The 14,945-nt window shown below is 47.9% G+C and carries 16 protein-coding genes; all 16 read right to left on the bottom strand.

The window, feature by feature from the left end:
* Positions 1-41 precede the first annotated feature (41 nt).
* The 16 genes from KVG29_RS09300 to KVG29_RS09230 all read right to left on the bottom strand — a co-directional run bounded on the left by KVG29_RS09300 (position 42) and on the right by KVG29_RS09230 (position 14,889).
* Positions 42-509 (bottom strand): low molecular weight protein arginine phosphatase, encoded by a 468-nt coding sequence (locus KVG29_RS09300; RefSeq protein ID WP_276576496.1) that lies wholly within the window; start codon positions 507-509, stop codon positions 42-44.
* Positions 510-671: 162 nt separating this feature from the next.
* The gene (locus tag KVG29_RS09295; protein ID WP_252228146.1) at positions 672-1,724 is read right to left on the bottom strand and encodes an L-threonylcarbamoyladenylate synthase; all 1,053 of its coding nucleotides are present in this window, start codon (positions 1,722-1,724) and stop codon (positions 672-674) included.
* Positions 1,725-1,818: 94 nt separating this feature from the next.
* Positions 1,819-2,565, bottom strand: a complete 747-nt coding sequence (locus KVG29_RS09290) for a ZIP family metal transporter (protein ID WP_252228117.1) — start codon at positions 2,563-2,565, stop codon at positions 1,819-1,821.
* 42 nt (positions 2,566-2,607) lie between these two features.
* Positions 2,608-3,684 carry a peptide chain release factor 1 gene (gene prfA / locus KVG29_RS09285; RefSeq protein WP_252228115.1) on the bottom strand — a complete coding sequence of 359 codons (1,077 nt, stop codon included), beginning with the start codon at positions 3,682-3,684 and terminating at the stop codon, positions 2,608-2,610.
* Between the two features lie 104 nt (positions 3,685-3,788).
* Positions 3,789-4,658: a peptide chain release factor N(5)-glutamine methyltransferase gene (prmC, locus tag KVG29_RS09280; RefSeq protein WP_252228114.1), complete on the bottom strand. Its 870-nt coding sequence runs from the start codon at positions 4,656-4,658 to the stop codon at positions 3,789-3,791.
* Positions 4,600-5,586, bottom strand: a complete 987-nt coding sequence (locus KVG29_RS09275) for a DUF1385 domain-containing protein (RefSeq protein ID WP_252228112.1) — start codon at positions 5,584-5,586, stop codon at positions 4,600-4,602. Before KVG29_RS09275 ends, prmC begins: the two co-directional genes overlap by 59 nt.
* Before the next feature lie 71 nt (positions 5,587-5,657).
* Positions 5,658-5,870: a 50S ribosomal protein L31 gene (rpmE, locus tag KVG29_RS09270; protein WP_025748187.1), complete on the bottom strand. Its 213-nt coding sequence runs from the start codon at positions 5,868-5,870 to the stop codon at positions 5,658-5,660.
* A 24-nt stretch (positions 5,871-5,894) separates the two neighbouring features.
* Positions 5,895-6,047, bottom strand: coding sequence for a hypothetical protein (locus tag KVG29_RS09265; protein WP_252228110.1), 153 nt, complete (start codon positions 6,045-6,047; stop codon positions 5,895-5,897).
* Positions 6,048-7,112, bottom strand: coding sequence for a sporulation integral membrane protein YtvI (ytvI, locus tag KVG29_RS09260; RefSeq protein ID WP_252228108.1), 1,065 nt, complete (start codon positions 7,110-7,112; stop codon positions 6,048-6,050).
* Between the two features lie 29 nt (positions 7,113-7,141).
* Entirely contained in the window at positions 7,142-9,265 is a 2,124-nt protein-coding gene (rho, locus tag KVG29_RS09255) for a transcription termination factor Rho (protein WP_252228106.1), read from the bottom strand.
* Positions 9,266-10,020: 755 nt separating this feature from the next.
* Positions 10,021-11,643, bottom strand: coding sequence for a CTP synthase (locus KVG29_RS09250; RefSeq protein WP_252228104.1), 1,623 nt, complete (start codon positions 11,641-11,643; stop codon positions 10,021-10,023).
* Positions 11,644-11,728: 85 nt separating this feature from the next.
* Positions 11,729-12,373: an MBL fold metallo-hydrolase gene (locus KVG29_RS09245; protein WP_252228103.1), complete on the bottom strand. Its 645-nt coding sequence runs from the start codon at positions 12,371-12,373 to the stop codon at positions 11,729-11,731.
* Positions 12,374-12,407: 34 nt separating this feature from the next.
* Complete coding sequence (gene murI / locus KVG29_RS09240; RefSeq protein WP_252228101.1) at positions 12,408-13,214, bottom strand: glutamate racemase; 807 nt, start codon at positions 13,212-13,214, stop codon at positions 12,408-12,410.
* A 14-nt stretch (positions 13,215-13,228) separates the two neighbouring features.
* Entirely contained in the window at positions 13,229-14,311 is a 1,083-nt protein-coding gene (locus KVG29_RS09235) for a D-alanine--D-alanine ligase family protein (protein WP_252228100.1), read from the bottom strand.
* Positions 14,296-14,430 carry a hypothetical protein gene (locus KVG29_RS12430; RefSeq protein ID WP_276576495.1) on the bottom strand — a complete coding sequence of 45 codons (135 nt, stop codon included), beginning with the start codon at positions 14,428-14,430 and terminating at the stop codon, positions 14,296-14,298. The genes KVG29_RS09235 and KVG29_RS12430 overlap by 16 nt, the downstream gene beginning before the upstream one ends.
* Before the next feature lie 282 nt (positions 14,431-14,712).
* Positions 14,713-14,889 (bottom strand): alpha/beta-type small acid-soluble spore protein, encoded by a 177-nt coding sequence (locus KVG29_RS09230; RefSeq protein ID WP_252228098.1) that lies wholly within the window; start codon positions 14,887-14,889, stop codon positions 14,713-14,715.
* Between the last annotated feature and the right edge of the window lie 56 nt (positions 14,890-14,945).

The raw sequence follows: 14,945 nt of genomic DNA, 5'->3' as shown, positions 1-14,945 counted from the left end.
ATATTATAACCTAACCCATCTGGCAATTGCAATAAAAAATATTAGGCTTTCAGCTTTTCTATCAGCTTTGTGAGGGCTTCCTCCAGCTCGCGAGCACAGCTTTCATAAACCTCCACCGGCTGGCCAAAAGGATCAAGTATCTGCGCCAATTCTCCTTTAACCGACCCACCTTCGACGTATTCCTTAAGCACATGTATCTTGGATGCGGCTTCTGGATACATGCTGCTCAATATCGATTTGTGTCGATCGGTCATGGTCAATATCAGGTCAGCTTCTTCAACAAGCGATGCATCCACATTCCTAGCCCGGTGATCGCTTAAGTCTATCCCTCTTCGCTCCATAACTTCAATGGCCTGGGGCGTGACGCTGTCCCCCTCGATAGCGGCTAGACCCGCAGACATGACTTTTATATCATCCAGCCCATTTTTCTTTGCCAGATCTTTAAACAAGGCCTCGGCCATGGGGCTTCGGCACGTATTGCCTGTGCACACAAACAGAACCGTTCTCAATCTATAAAACCTCCTTCTTGGCCGTAAAAATCCATTGGTCTACCGTTTTTTCTCCTATATTTCCCCAAATCCGTTCCTTGACATGCGCAATCAATTTATTTTTCTGCTGTTCTATTATATAGTTACTCCATAATATCATACGTGCTAAACAAATGCTGGTTTTTACGCATCAATCACGCGGAATGCGGCTGCCCTCAACATGCGGTTCATTATTGCCAAACCCTCATCCTTTGTCTCTATCCATTCAGCAAGGACTATATCCATCCCCAGGTCATCAAACTGCCTCAAAGCCGAAAACAGGTTGGAAGCCATCACAGCAGGCTGAGTGCGACTGCCCAATACCAGCACTTTCCCTTCTTTATAATAATCCTTTGTCTCATGAGTGGCAAGTATTCCTACCTTCATGCCCTGTTTTATATATTCTTCTGCCAGGGCATTTATTCTCTCCACCATTTGATCAAGCTCTCCCCGCACCACCACCACCTGGGCATGAGGCGCATAATGGGCATATTTCATTCCGGGAGATCTGACCGGTTGTCCTTCCTTGAGCGGTTTTAAAGCACTGGCATCAACCCTTACCTGCCCCAATACCTCCGTCAGCATTTCATATGTGATCCCTCCGGGTCTCAAAATCGTAGGGACCTCGGCCGTCATATCCAAAACCGTGGACTCCAAGCCCACCTGACATTTCCCTCCATCCAGTATAAGGGAAATCCTGCCGTCGAGGTCATCCAAAACATGCTGCGCCGTGGTAGGACTGGTATGGCCCGACCTGTTGGCGCTCGGAGCCGCAATGGGCACCCCGCTACACTCTATAAGCCTTAAAGCCACCGGGTGTCGCGGCATCCTAATGGCCACCGTATCCAAACCTGCCGTCACTGTATCCGGTATAAGATGGGACTTCTTCAAAATCAGGGTAAGAGGACCTGGCCAGAAACGCTCCATAAGGGTGCTGGCTGCAGGAGGCAATTCCCTTACCAACTTGTCCACGTCCTGGCGTTTTGAAATGTGCACTATGAGAGGGTTGTCTCCCGGACGCCCCTTTGCCTCAAATATCTTCTGAACCGCGGTTGCATCCAAAGCATTGGCCCCCAGGCCGTATACCGTCTCAGTGGGAAATGCCACTACTTCCCCACCCTGTATCAGCCTGGCAGCTTCCAGTATAGCACTACAATCGCTTTCCACATCATTTATCTTTAGTACCCTGGTCCTCAATTGTGCCTTTCTCCTTTCGGATAGACGCGTAACTTGATATTCATCCACAATATAATATACTTTACTTTACATTAAGTCAGAAGACATGTTTATATTAAAGCAAAGAAGAAACCAAAATCCCCGCTATCACTCCCATTATAAGGCCCAGCCCAGGAATTCTGCCCCTGTACAGGTCCCTGGACCTGGGTATGAGCTCCAAACACGTTATGTATAGCATCGCCCCGCCGGCAAATCCCAGGCACAGGCTTATAAAATAAGGCGATATCTCTCCCAGCAAATATCCCACCAATGCACCAATACCTGTCGGAACGCCGGCCATAACGGCAGCTAAAAAGACTTTCCACCTGCCCATACCGCCTATTCGCATAGGCGCAGCCATGGCAATGCCCTCCGGCACATCGTGAAAGGCGATGACAAGGCTCAAGCCCACACCGTACGACTCCATTGCCGTAAACCCCGACCCTATAGCCAAACCCTCGGGGAAATTGTGAAGCGCAATGCCTATCCCCAGCAATATGCCGGTCTTTATATACTGGCTTATGGAAGCGGCATTCCTTTTAAAATCGCTACTCCAGGAGGTTATGGCCTCATCGCAGGCTATAATCATGACCACTCCCAAGCACACGCCTCCTATACTTACGCCAAACCCTCCTATTTCAAAAGCCTCAGGTAGAAGGTCAAAACACACCACCGCTATCATGAGCCCAGCAGAAAAATTCAATAAGGTGCTCAAAAATCGCCTGCCTGGATTGTTTAAAACAAATCCGATGATACCTCCTAAACCTGTGCCCAAAATTCCGGCTGCCGTACCCATGATACAGCTAAACAGCAGCTCATCCAACCCAAACCATCCCCAAACATAGAGCTTTTATAAAAATTGTATTCACTGGGATGCTTGGGTATTCTTAAGCCTTTCGGTCTGATCGTTTATTATAAGCTCATTTATGATTTCGTCCAGGTCTCCATCTAGAAAACCTTCCAGGTTGTAGATGGTCATCCCAATCCTATGATCTGTCACGCGGCCCTGCGGAAAGTTATAGGTCCGTATTCTTTCGCTTCTATCGCCCGTACCCACCTGGCTCTTCCTGACCTGAGCATATTCCTGCTCCCGTTCCCTCTGAATAGCATCAAGTACACGGGCCTTTAAAACCCTCATGGCTTTTTCCCTGTTCTTCTGCTGCGACCTCTCATCCTGGCAGGTAACCACTATACCTGTGGGAAGATGGGTTATGCGCACGGCCGAATCGGTGGTATTGACGCTTTGGCCTCCATGCCCCGATGACCTGAACACTTCGATCTTTAAATCGTCGGGATTTATTTCCACCTCAACATCTTCCGGTTCTGGGAGCACAGCCACGGTAGCGGTGGAGGTGTGGATCCTGCCACCCGATTCGGTAGTGGGGATCCTCTGCACCCGGTGGACTCCGCTCTCGTATTTTAGCCGGCTATAAGCGCCTTTCCCTTCCACTACAAATATGATCTCCTTCACGCCGCCCATGTCGGTGTAGTTGGCGCTCATGACCTCTATCCTCCAGCCCTTACGCTCGGCATACCTGCTGTACATCCTGAAGAGGTCAGCGCCAAAAAGGGCTGCTTCCTCTCCTCCTGCCCCGGCCCGTATCTCCATAACGACGTTTTTCTCGTCATTGGGGTCTTTAGGCAGAAGCAGGAGCCTAAGCTCATGGAGCACCTTTTCTTTTCTTTCTTCAAGGGCATCTAGCTCATCTCGAAGCATGTCCAAAGACTCCCCATCCAGCTTTTCCTTTAACATCTCGCGGGCCACCGCTATGTCCTGCTCTATTGTTTTGTATTCCCTATATTTGACCACGATATCCTCCAGGTCGGCATGCTCTTTGACCAGCTTTTTCCATTCGTTTTGCCTAGCAATCACTTCTGGATCGGCAATTGCCTTGCTCAATTCTTCATATCTTCTTTCGATAAACTCCAGTTTATCCAGCATATATCTTCCCCTTTTACCACAAGTTTGTTTAAAAAATGAAACAAGATAGTTCGACAATCGGATCATAGCAATGCCGAGTTTAAAAACCTGCTCGTACGATCAACTTAGCGGCGTATAGCAGAAACCACGCGCTCAATACCCGCCAAATCCTTCTGTATGGTAATATCTCTGTAGCATCCCGTGCTTTCCAGTATGGCTCCAACGGCCCGGGCCTGACCATACCCCACTTCAACGGCCAACAGGCCCCCGGATTTTAGCCAGTCTAATCCCTCCCTGGCCAACCGGCCGTAAAACTTTAAACCATCATATCCCCCATCAAGGGCAATGCGCGGCTCATAATCTTTGACCTGCGGCTCCAAACCCTCGATCTCCTGTGTAGGTATATACGGCGGGTTGGATACAACAGCGTCAAAAGGCTGAGCACCAGGATGGCCATACAAGGGAGAGAACAGGTCTCCTTCCAAAAAGGTTATACGATCCTCAACCCCATGCCGGCAAGCATTAAACCTTGCCACATCCAATGCCCCGGCCGAAATATCAACAGCAGTTATACGGGCATTGGGCAAAAAAAACGCGAGGCTTACGGCAATTGCACCGCTTCCCGTACCCACATCCAGTATCTGGACAGGCCCATCTTTTTGAGATACCCATTTGATCACATGCTCCACCAGTATCTCAGTATCGGCACGAGGTATCAATACCCTGTGGTCAACATAAAATTCCAGCCCCATAAACTCCTGCCTGTTGGTTATATACTGAATGGGGCATCCCTCACAACGCCTGTATATCAGGTCGAAGAACTCCTGCACCTGAGCACCGTCTAGCTTCCAGTCCTTCATGAGGTACAGGTCGTGCCTCTGGCACTTTAGCATATGAGCCATCAAAATCTCTGCCTCCAGCCTGGATGCCGGGACATTATGGCACTCTAAAATCTTTTGCCCCTTCCTTAATACCTCCATCCCCTTCAGCTGCATCTTCAGCCTCCTTGCCAGTCAACCCCGCGGCCTCCACAAAAGCCCTTATGGCAACTTCCAGCTGGGCATCATCCGGCTCCCGGGTGGTCAGCTTCTGCAGCATAAGTCCTGGGAACATGACGAATTTTACACCCGGCCAACTGGTTTTACCCGCCCACTTTATTATCTCGTATGAGACGCCGGCCACCAGAGGTAACAGCAATATCTTTATGAGGATGCGCACTATCACGTTATCCCAGCTCAATGCCGAAAACACCACGATGCCCACCACCATCACCACCAGCAGAAACGCCGTGCCGCACCTGGGATGCAGCGTGCTGTACTTTCTGGCATTTTCTACTGACAGCTCCTCGCCGTGTTCATAGCAGTGAATAGCCTTGTGCTCTGCTCCGTGATACTGGAAGACCCGCTGTATATCTTTGATCCTGGTCACCAGTACAATATAACCGATGAATATAGCAAGCCTTATTATTCCCTCAATCAATCCCAGTATAAAGCGGTTGGCTATCCACTCTCTGAGCAATCCCGTCAGCACAGCGGGAACCACCACAAACAGCACTATCGCCAGGCCAATGGCCAGCAACAGCGCAAACCATGCCATTACGTCTTCCACCTTTTTGCCGGTTTTATCGGCTACAAACCTCTCAAACCTCGATGGCTGGTACTCTTCTACAGCGCTTTGGTCACCGTACATCTCGGCAGAGGCCATAAGGGATTTTACACCCATAACCAGCATTTCAGCAAAAGTTATAATCCCCCTTATGACCGGCAATTTAAAGATGCGATGCCTGTCCTTTAGGGAAGACAGCCGCTGGCTGTGCACTACAATCTCTCCGTCACAGCGCCTAACGGCTATAACCATGCGGGAAGGAGCGCGCATCATCACCCCTTCCAGCACCGCTTGCCCCCCTATATCGCATTTTCTCATTGGCTACACCCCTTGTAACAAACAAAAATGCAGACCAGGGTATAACCCCAATCTGCACTATTTTGTGGAATTCACACCTGGTCACTGTCCAGACCATATCTCTTCTTAAATCTTTCCACACGTCCTCCCGTATCTACCAGCTTTTGTTTCCCAGTAAAGAAAGGATGGCACTTCGAGCATATCTCAACCCTGATCTCCTTTTTGGTAGAACCGGTAACAAATGTCTCACCACATGCACACCTCACTATGGCCTCTCCATACTCGGGATGTATACCTTTCTTCATCACTGTCACCTCTTTCGTCGATAATTACAACCCTTTTATAACTACTACAGTATAGCACATCGAGAATGTGAATTTCAAGACGTTTTTCAGCATCTCAGCATCCAACCAGCTTTGAACTGCCCTTCTTTCATCCGGTTCCAGTTGTTTTGTAACGGCAGAGCTTAAAGCTCTCGTCATTTATGCCTTCCACTGAGGCAAAATCCTAGCCTTTTGTAAAGCCTTTATAATAGCCACAATAATGGGCCCCAAAAACAGCCCTATGATTCCAAAAAGCTGCAGCCCCACATATATCGATATGAGGGTGACAAGGGGATGCAAGCCTAGGCTTTGTCCCACCACCTTGGGCTCTAAAAACTGGCGGACTATCAATATAACGATATAAAGAGCTATAAAGGCAAGCGCCTTTGGAACGTTGCCCATAATTAGGTTAATGGCTGCAGCAGGAATGAGAATGGTGCCGGTACCCAATACCGGCAGGGCATCCACCACTGCCGTTATGAGAGCCAATGAAAAGACGTATTTTACGCCGATCAGGCTATATCCTATAAGAAGCTCGATGAAAGTAACCGAAATTAGGATGGACTGCGCTTTGATGAAACCTACCAGTGCAGCAAAAAGGTCCTCTTTCACTGTGCGGATCTTGTTTCTCCATCCCTCCGGCATCTGCTTATAGACAAACCTAGATATCTTCTCCCTGTCCCTGCTCATGAAAAAGGAGGCCACCAGCGATATCACTATGAAGAGAAACAGCTGGGGCAAAAGCTTTACCATGTCCAACAGGTAATTCAACAGGCTTTGCAAGAATACCGATATGCTTCCCACAACAGACCCCAGGCTGTCCCTGATCGTCCTTTCAAGCTCAGCAGGCAAGCTCAAATACAAATTCTGCACCCTGCCCAACAGCATATCGATATACCCTTTAACCACCTGAGCGCTGGGAATCTCCCTGGTCAAGCGCCATATCTCATTGACCAGCTCTGAGAATATGAGTATCACAATTCCTCCCGTAACCAGAGTGAAAAAGAGGAGGACTATGCCCACCGCTGCCCCCCGGGGCAATTTGAGCTTAGTCGTCAAAAAGCTTACCGGCCGTTCGATAATAAAGGTTACAAACAGGGCCACCACAAATGGAGCCACATAAGGGAAAACTTTGATGAGCATCAAGAGCACCAGCAAAAGCACTAGCACTGTCCATGCTATGATCTTTAAATATCTTCTATGCCGTGGACTTATGCTTATCATAGTTTACCCATACCCCGCTGTACCATTATTTAGCGATAGCTGTAATAGCTGTCGCGCTCGACGAAATAGCCGTCTTTCTCCATCTTTTCAAAGTGCTCCAGCATCAAGTCTATAAACTCTTCGTTGGAATTGGTACGCAACAGGTCGTTGATTATGAGCTCAATTACCCTGTCCGGCCGTCCTTCGCTCAAGTTCTTGCGTATGGCCCATACGCATTCCAGTTCCCTCTGGCTGAGCAGCAGCTCTTCCCTTCGCGTCCCCGATCTGAAGATATCAATAGCCGGGAAAATTCGCTTTTCAGAAAGCTTTCTATCCAAATGGATCTCCATATTGCCCGTACCCTTAAACTCCTCGTATATCACCTCATCCATACGGCTTCCTGTATCGATTAAAGCGGTGGCAATGATGGTCAGGCTCCCACCCTCCTCAATATTACGGGCTGCACCAAAGAACCTCTTAGGTTTATGAAGCGCCGCTGAATCGATACCACCTGATAGCGTCTTCCCGGTTGCTGGAACGGTAAGGTTGTAAGCACGGGCCAGGCGGGTAAGGCTATCCAGCAGCACCACAACATCCTTACCATGCTCTACCAGCCTTTGAGCGCGCTCCAGCACCATCTCAGCCACCTTTGTATGGTGTTCGGGCAGCTCGTCAAAGGTGGAATACACAACATCTCCTTTTATAGAGCGCTGCATATCGGTTACCTCTTCGGGGCGTTCATCGATGAGCAGCACTATGAGGTAGATATCAGGATAATTGGTTGCAATGCTGTCGGCAATCTTTTTGAGCAGCGTGGTTTTTCCTGCCTTTGGAGGCGATACAATCAATCCTCTTTGCCCTTTGCCTATCGGGGCTATAAGGTCTATCAAACGCGTGGCCAGCTCTTTGGGATTCTTGGGATTCTCCAGCGTTATGCGCTCATCGGGGAATATGGGCGTCAGCTCATCAAACGGCTTTCTCTGGGTAGCCTTTTCGGGGTCTTCGCCGTTGACCGCAGTCACATACAGAAGGGCTTGGAATTTTTCGCCCTCCTTTGCAGGACGGGTTTTGCCTTCCACCAAATCGCCGGTCTTGAGATTAAAACGGCGTATCTGCGATTGGGAAACATATACGTCTTTGCTGCCGGGCATATAGTTTTCAGCGCGTAAGAATCCGTAACCATCTGGCAGCACTTCCAGTACGCCTTTGGCGTCACCGCACTCCCCGGTGCTCAGCAGAATGGGCACAGCGGGATTGGATGTATTAAAGTATTTACGCGCATAGGCAACCTGCCTTTCATACTCCTCTTTGTCAGTGATGATCCTCTCTAACAGGTCCTCTTTTTTGCGGGCTGCAGCAACTCTCTCTCTCTCAGCATCCTCTTCATCGTCGTACTCTTGAGGTTGATGTGGCTCCCTGGCTTGAACTGGCTGCTCATCTTCCTGAGCCTTACGCTCTTCCTCGGGCTCCACCTGCTTTTCTGCCATCTCTTCCCTTTCAGGCTGCTGCACGGCCCTTTGTTCCTGTACCTCCTCTTCTTCTTCCTGTTTCACTACACGGAAATGCCGTTGCTCTGAATCTTCCTGCTTCACATCCAGGCCTCTTTCTATTTGCTGCTCTGCCTGGTCAAGCAGGTGCAATTGCTGGGCAGCCCCACCAGCTGTCTCTCTCTCCTGAGCAGCCTCCACATTCCTTTTCCTTGGCCGCCCTCTTCTGAGAGGCTTAGGCTGAGCAGCTTCCTGCTGTAGCTGAACAGCCTGTCCCTCCTGCTCAAACTGCTGATCAGCTCGCTTCTCTTCCTGTTCCTGCTGTACGCTTTGGTCTTCCTGCTCCCGCTGCACATCTTGCACTTCCTGCGCGAACTGGGCAATTTGCTGTTCTTCTTGCACGGGTTGATCCTGCTCATTTTCCTGCTGTGCCACCTGTTGAACATCCTGGTCCTGATGTTGAACCTCCTGCCCCTGGAGCTGCTCACCTTGCTCTTCTTGTTTTTTGGCAAGCCATTCCCGCTGCTGCTCTTCGGCCAGCTCCCTCAGCTTCTCTTTTATGCGTTCAATGAGTTCAGCCTTTCTATATCTGGTAACACCCTTTACTCCTATTTCCTTGCCAAACTCTCTGAGTTCAAATATGTTATTGTTTTCTAAATTGTTCAAATCTAAATTGCTCAAATCCAAAGTCCTTTCTCCTCGCTTTCTATTTAGGATTTTTGCTTCAAATGCACAAATGGTATACAGTTTTTGCTTGTGCTGTGTTTTTTATCATTTTTTGATAGTAAACCACTCCATCTTATAGAAGATGAAGCTTCCTGCTTCAACGACACCATTTGGTATCTCCACAGGCGTGAATTCGGAGCGTTCCGACCAAATTTGCAATTCATCTCCATCCTATAGAGAATGGAAACTTCTTGCAACTACTAGGTTAAATGGTTTATACGCTAAACATACGGAATATCAAAAACTCAAGGGATGCGTTCATAAATGCCGACGGGAATACACTCTACTTCCATATTATTTCCAGCTTCCCGTCTTTCATACAGCGTGCATTAAATTCAATAAACAAAATAATCAACCCAACCAACACAACAGCATAGAAAACACAGCTTCACAACACATGAAAACCCAAATGTAGAACTACATTTAGACTTTTAATTATATATATATCTATACCCCTTGCCACGCTTTTCAATCTAAAACGCCATTTTATATAAAATACTTACAAAAGCAAAATGAACAAAACCTCATAAGCTTTTGTATGTAAACAAACTTTCCCAAATGAGAAAGTAGATTTGAAAGGCATCCAAGGGTACCGGCAATATGGCATTATGAGCAGCTTATAGATATCATAATCTAAAAGCCTTCTGCCGTCAACAAAAAAATTCACAAAAAAACCCCACTTAAAATTAGTAGGGTTATACAAAAATTATATAAAATCACTGCATATTACTGTTCTTACGATTCTTATATTCCACAGCAGCCCCTACAAAATCCCTAAACAGAGGATGAGGCCTGTTGGGACGAGATTTAAATTCAGGATGATACTGCACGCCTACAAACCACGGATGGTCAACTAGTTCCACCGCCTCTACCAACCTGTTATCCGGCGAAATGCCCGATACAATAAGTCCATGAGATGAAAGCATATCTTTAAAACTGTTGTTATACTCATATCTGTGGCGATGCCGTTCTTCTACAATTTCCTGCCCGTAGGCTTTTCTGATCAGCGTGTTTTCCAAAGTCTTACACGGGTATACCCCCAACCGCATGGTTCCTCCTTTTGAATCCACTTTCTCCTGCTCGGGCATGAGGTGTATAACAGGATAGGGGGTATAGGGATCAAACTCGGTGCTGTGAGCACCGGTAAGCCCCGCCACGTTTCGCGCAAACTCTACCACGGCCAGCTGCATACCCAAACATATGCCGAAATAAGGTATTTTATTTTCCCTGGCGTACTGGCTGGCGTACATCTTGCCTTCTATCCCTCGATCTCCAAAACCACCCGGTACCAGTATCCCATCTACATCAGACAGCAACGCATCCACATTGTCTTGGCATACCTGTTCAGAATGGATCCACTTTATTTCAACCTCGGTATCATGATAAAGCCCCCCGTGTGAAAGGGCTTCCACCACGCTGAGGTATGCATCGTGAAGCTCAACATATTTGCCTACCAGTCCAATAGTAACCTTGTTTTTTAAATTTTTCATACGCCTGACCATCTCGCACCATTCATCCAAATCGGCCTGTCCACAGTTGAGCTTCAGCCTTTCAATCACCAGGTCATCCAGTCCCTCTTTTTTGAGTAACAGGGGTACTTCATACAGGTTATCGGCATCCAGGTTTTGTACCACCTGCCTGGCTTCCACGTTGCAAAACAGCCCTATCTTTTCTTTGAGCTCCCGGCTGAGCGGCTTTGCAGATCTGCATACTATTATATCAGGTTGAATGCCAATGCTGCGCAGCTCCTTAACGCTGTGCTGTGTAGGCTTGGTCTTCAGTTCCCCGGCCTTCCCCAAATATGGGACCAGGGTGACATGTATATACATGCAGTTATCTGCCCCTACTTCCCACTTGATCTGACGGATGGCCTCCAAAAAAGGTAGGCTCTCGATATCGCCTACCGTACCACCGATTTCGGTGATGACCACATCCACGTCCGATTCCTGTGCCACGCGGAAAATCCTGTCCTTTATCTCATTGGTTATATGAGGAATTACCTGAACAGTGCCTCCCAGGTAATCTCCTCGACGCTCCTTGCTAATGACCGACCAATATATCTTTCCGGCAGTCACGTTGTTATTCTTGCTCAAGTTTTCATCAATGAACCGCTCGTAATGTCCCAGGTCCAAGTCGGTCTCAGCGCCGTCCTCGGTAACAAAGACCTCACCGTGCTGATAGGGGCTCATGGTACCCGGGTCAACATTAATATAGGGGTCGAATTTTTGGATGGAAACCTTCAACCCCCTACTTTTTAACAATCTTCCTAAAGATGCGGCAGTTATACCTTTCCCGAGAGAAGACACCACCCCTCCGGTGATGAATATAAACTTAGCCACCTTATCCCCCTCCGAAACATGCTTCAGCAAATTTCTACAACCATCAATTTTATACACCACTCAATCCCGTTGTCAAGGATTTTTATCACGATTTGTAATCAAGAACCACGATGCGGGTCTCTTTTCCTTCTACATCCTGCTTTTTAACCTCCAGGGTATGGTCATTGAGATGGGTCCCACCCCCCATGACCTTCAGGAACTTATCCACGCCGTCGATGGGAAAATCAATCCTATCGGTCTTGTAGTGCATGGGAATCACTATGGAAGGCTTGAGAGATGAAACCACACTGGCCGCCGCGTTTGCGTCAATGGTATAGGTACCTCCCACAGGTATGAACAGCACGTCCACGTCTCCTATTTGCCCAACCTGCTCCTCAACAAGAACATGCCCCAGATCCCCCAAATGGCATACCCTTATCCCATCTATCTCAAATACGTATATGATGTTGATGCCCCTTTTACTGCCGCCCTGGTCATCATGATAGCTCTTTATCCCCTTTATGGGTATGTCCTTTACGTAGAAATTTCCTATTTTGTTGATAACCTCGGGGTTCCCAGGCACACCCTGTACGTAGTTGTGGTCAAAATGCTGGTGGCTTACCGTAACGATATCGGCCTGTTCGTCTGGCAGCTCGTACCCCACAGTCTCATCAAAGGGGTCGGTAATTATGGTAACCCCAGAGTCCGAGACCAATCTGAAACAGGCATGTCCAAACCAGGTTATTCTCATAACTTCTTCCCTCCTCAAATTTTAAATGAATTTACTAATAATTTTCTATGTCCACCTTACCAGCATATTCTATCTCCCTATTCAAAAAACGGCTTCCTATCTGTTTAAACCGCTGGCTGAAATCGCTCAAGTAATAGCAGTATTGAGGCTCCTTATAGCTGTTATTGAGCATGTCCCGCTGCTTTAAAATTCGTTTTACCTCATGGGCCGTCCCCACCGCAGGGTTAACCAACGTCACATCAGGGCCCATGACTTTGGAAATGGTATTCATGAGCAAAGGATAGTGAGTGCAGCCCAGTATAAGGGTATCCGCACCCCACTCCTTCAAAGGCTCCAGGTATATTTCAGCGGTTAAATATGCTATGGACGTGTCGCTCCACCCCTCTTCCACTATTGGCACAAACAGCGAACAGGCCACACTGCAGGTCTGTATATCGGCATTTATACTGGCAATGGCCCTGGAATAGGAACCGCTCTGTACCGTAGCCTCGGTGCCGATTATGCCTACCTTGCCATTCCGCGTAGCTTTGACAGCAGCTGCCGCACCGGGTTCAACGACCCCTATTATGGGGATATCAAAAACCTCTTTTACGGCATCAAGTGCCATTGAACTGGCCGTGTTACAAGCGATTACCACGGCCTTTATGTTCTGAGTAAGAAGAAATCGTATGCACTGCATGGAGTACTTGATGATGGTCTCCCTGGACCGGGTACCATACGGAAGGCGCGCCGTATCGCCAAAATAGACGATGTTCTCGTTGGGCAGCTGAGCCATCAATTCCTTCACCACCGTCAGCCCGCCCAACCCCGAATCGAATACGCCAATAGGCCTTTGATCCACCGCACAATCTCCCTTCACTCGGGATGCTTTTCCCTGAACCTGTCCAGCGCAAGCTCTATTAGCCGATCTATAAGCCTGGAATACGGCACACCCGTCGCCTCCCACAGTTTGGGATACATGCTTATTCTAGTAAATCCCGGTATGGTGTTGACCTCGTTTATAAACACCTCCAGGGTGTCTTTTTCCACAAAAAAGTCTACCCTGGCCATTCCGCTGCAATCCAGCGCTTTGTAAGCCTTTATGGCCAGCTGACGAATCTCTTGGGCCTTTTCCTCTGGGAGGTCGGCCGGTATGATCAAACGCGACTTCCCATCATCGAAGTACTTTGCGTTATAATCGTAAAATTCATTGCACGGGATGATCTCTCCCAGCACAGAGGCCTGAGGGTCATTGTTGCCCAAGACAGCACATTCTATCTCCCTGCAATTGATAAAAGCTTCAACCACCAGCTTTCTATCATGCCGTCCGGCTTCCTTCAAACCTTCGATGAGCTCCTGCCTGTCGTGGGCTTTTGTAATCCCCACGCTGGAGCCCATATTGGACGGCTTTACAAAGCAGGGATAACCCAAATGCGATTCAATGGCATCTATTATGTGCTGTGGCCTTTGCTCAAGCTCCTGCCTCAATACCACCAGATACTTTCCCTGCGGCAAGCCAAAGCTATCGAAAACGGCCTTTGCCATAGCCTTATCCATGGCCACAGAGGAGGCCACCACGTCACATCCCACATAAGGGATATTGGCCAGCTCCAACAGGCCCTGTATGGTCCCATCCTCGGCATGAGGCCCATGCATTATGGGGAAAACCACGTCTACCCTATACACTTTAGACGGGTTGTCTACAAGAAAAAAGCCCTTGAACGAAGGATCGCCAGGGAACACTATGGGCTTTGAACTGGCTTCCCATTTTCCGTTTTGTATGTCCTCCACGTCTCCCTCAAACAGGAACCATTTGCCTGTTTTGGTAATACCTATAAAGTATATATCATACTTATCACGGTCCATGTTTTTCACCACCGAAGTGCACGACATCAGGGAAACCTCATGTTCCCCCGATTGACCTCCAAAAAGAACGGCTACCTTTAACTTTTCAGGCATATCCTTCTTTCCTCCTTCAGCCTATCCACCACTTTGCCTACCAAAACTTTGCGGCGGCATTTAGGCATAATATTAAGATAGCAGTCGACGTTGTGTAGTACAGTTGTAGTTGTTTCCATGACTTTTCGTTTATAATTACATTATACCACAATTATTAGAAGTATTAGAAGCTTACAATTTATTTAACACCAGGACCGCCTTTCATCCCACCCTTAAAAGGATGGGCTTCCCCGACGGATCTTCTTAAACAATTATTATTCAATGTTTCATCGATATTTTCTTTAAAAATATGGTGAGACATAAAACTCATTTGCTTATCAAAAAATCGCCAAAACACAAATGGTATGACCAAAAGCTTAAGCGGAGGCTATAGCCTCCGCTTAAGCTTTTGTATTATATGGCTACTTGGTCCGGCTTATGCTCCTCTCGGCCATTTCTATGGCCTTAGCTACAATGTTCCCACAGTCGCGAGAAGTCACGTCACCCCAGCCTCTGTTCTTGACGATGTCGTACACGCCCAGCTCCTTGGCAATCTCTTCCTTAAGCCTGTCGGACATTATTCCACGCCTTCTAGCCATATAATATACCTCCTTTTAAAGCAAAAGACGTTTTGCTGTCCTTTGCTGATAATAAT

The organism is Caldicoprobacter algeriensis, assembly GCF_023838525.1.
GTDB classification, from domain to species: Bacteria; Bacillota; Clostridia; order Caldicoprobacterales; family Caldicoprobacteraceae; genus Caldicoprobacter; species Caldicoprobacter algeriensis.
This window is presented reverse-complemented; position numbering and strand designations above follow the sequence as displayed.

Coding starts and splice junctions, on each gene's coding strand:
- KVG29_RS09235 (WP_252228100.1), bottom strand. CDS start 14,311: ATGCCTGAAAAGTTAAAGGTAGCCGTTCTTTTTGGAGGTCAATCGGGG.
- ytvI (WP_252228108.1), bottom strand. CDS start 7,112: ATGATAAGCATAAGTCCACGGCATAGAAGATATTTAAAGATCATAGCA.
- KVG29_RS12430 (WP_276576495.1), bottom strand. CDS start 14,430: ATGGAAACAACTACAACTGTACTACACAACGTCGACTGCTATCTTAAT.
- KVG29_RS09265 (WP_252228110.1), bottom strand. CDS start 6,047: ATGACGAGAGCTTTAAGCTCTGCCGTTACAAAACAACTGGAACCGGAT.
- prmC (WP_252228114.1), bottom strand. CDS start 4,658: ATGCAGCTGAAGGGGATGGAGGTATTAAGGAAGGGGCAAAAGATTTTA.
- KVG29_RS09245 (WP_252228103.1), bottom strand. CDS start 12,373: ATGAGAATAACCTGGTTTGGACATGCCTGTTTCAGATTGGTCTCGGAC.
- prfA (WP_252228115.1), bottom strand. CDS start 3,684: ATGCTGGATAAACTGGAGTTTATCGAAAGAAGATATGAAGAATTGAGC.
- KVG29_RS09230 (WP_252228098.1), bottom strand. CDS start 14,889: ATGGCTAGAAGGCGTGGAATAATGTCCGACAGGCTTAAGGAAGAGATT.
- KVG29_RS09275 (WP_252228112.1), bottom strand. CDS start 5,586: ATGAGAAAATGCGATATAGGGGGGCAAGCGGTGCTGGAAGGGGTGATG.
- rpmE (WP_025748187.1), bottom strand. CDS start 5,870: ATGAAGAAAGGTATACATCCCGAGTATGGAGAGGCCATAGTGAGGTGT.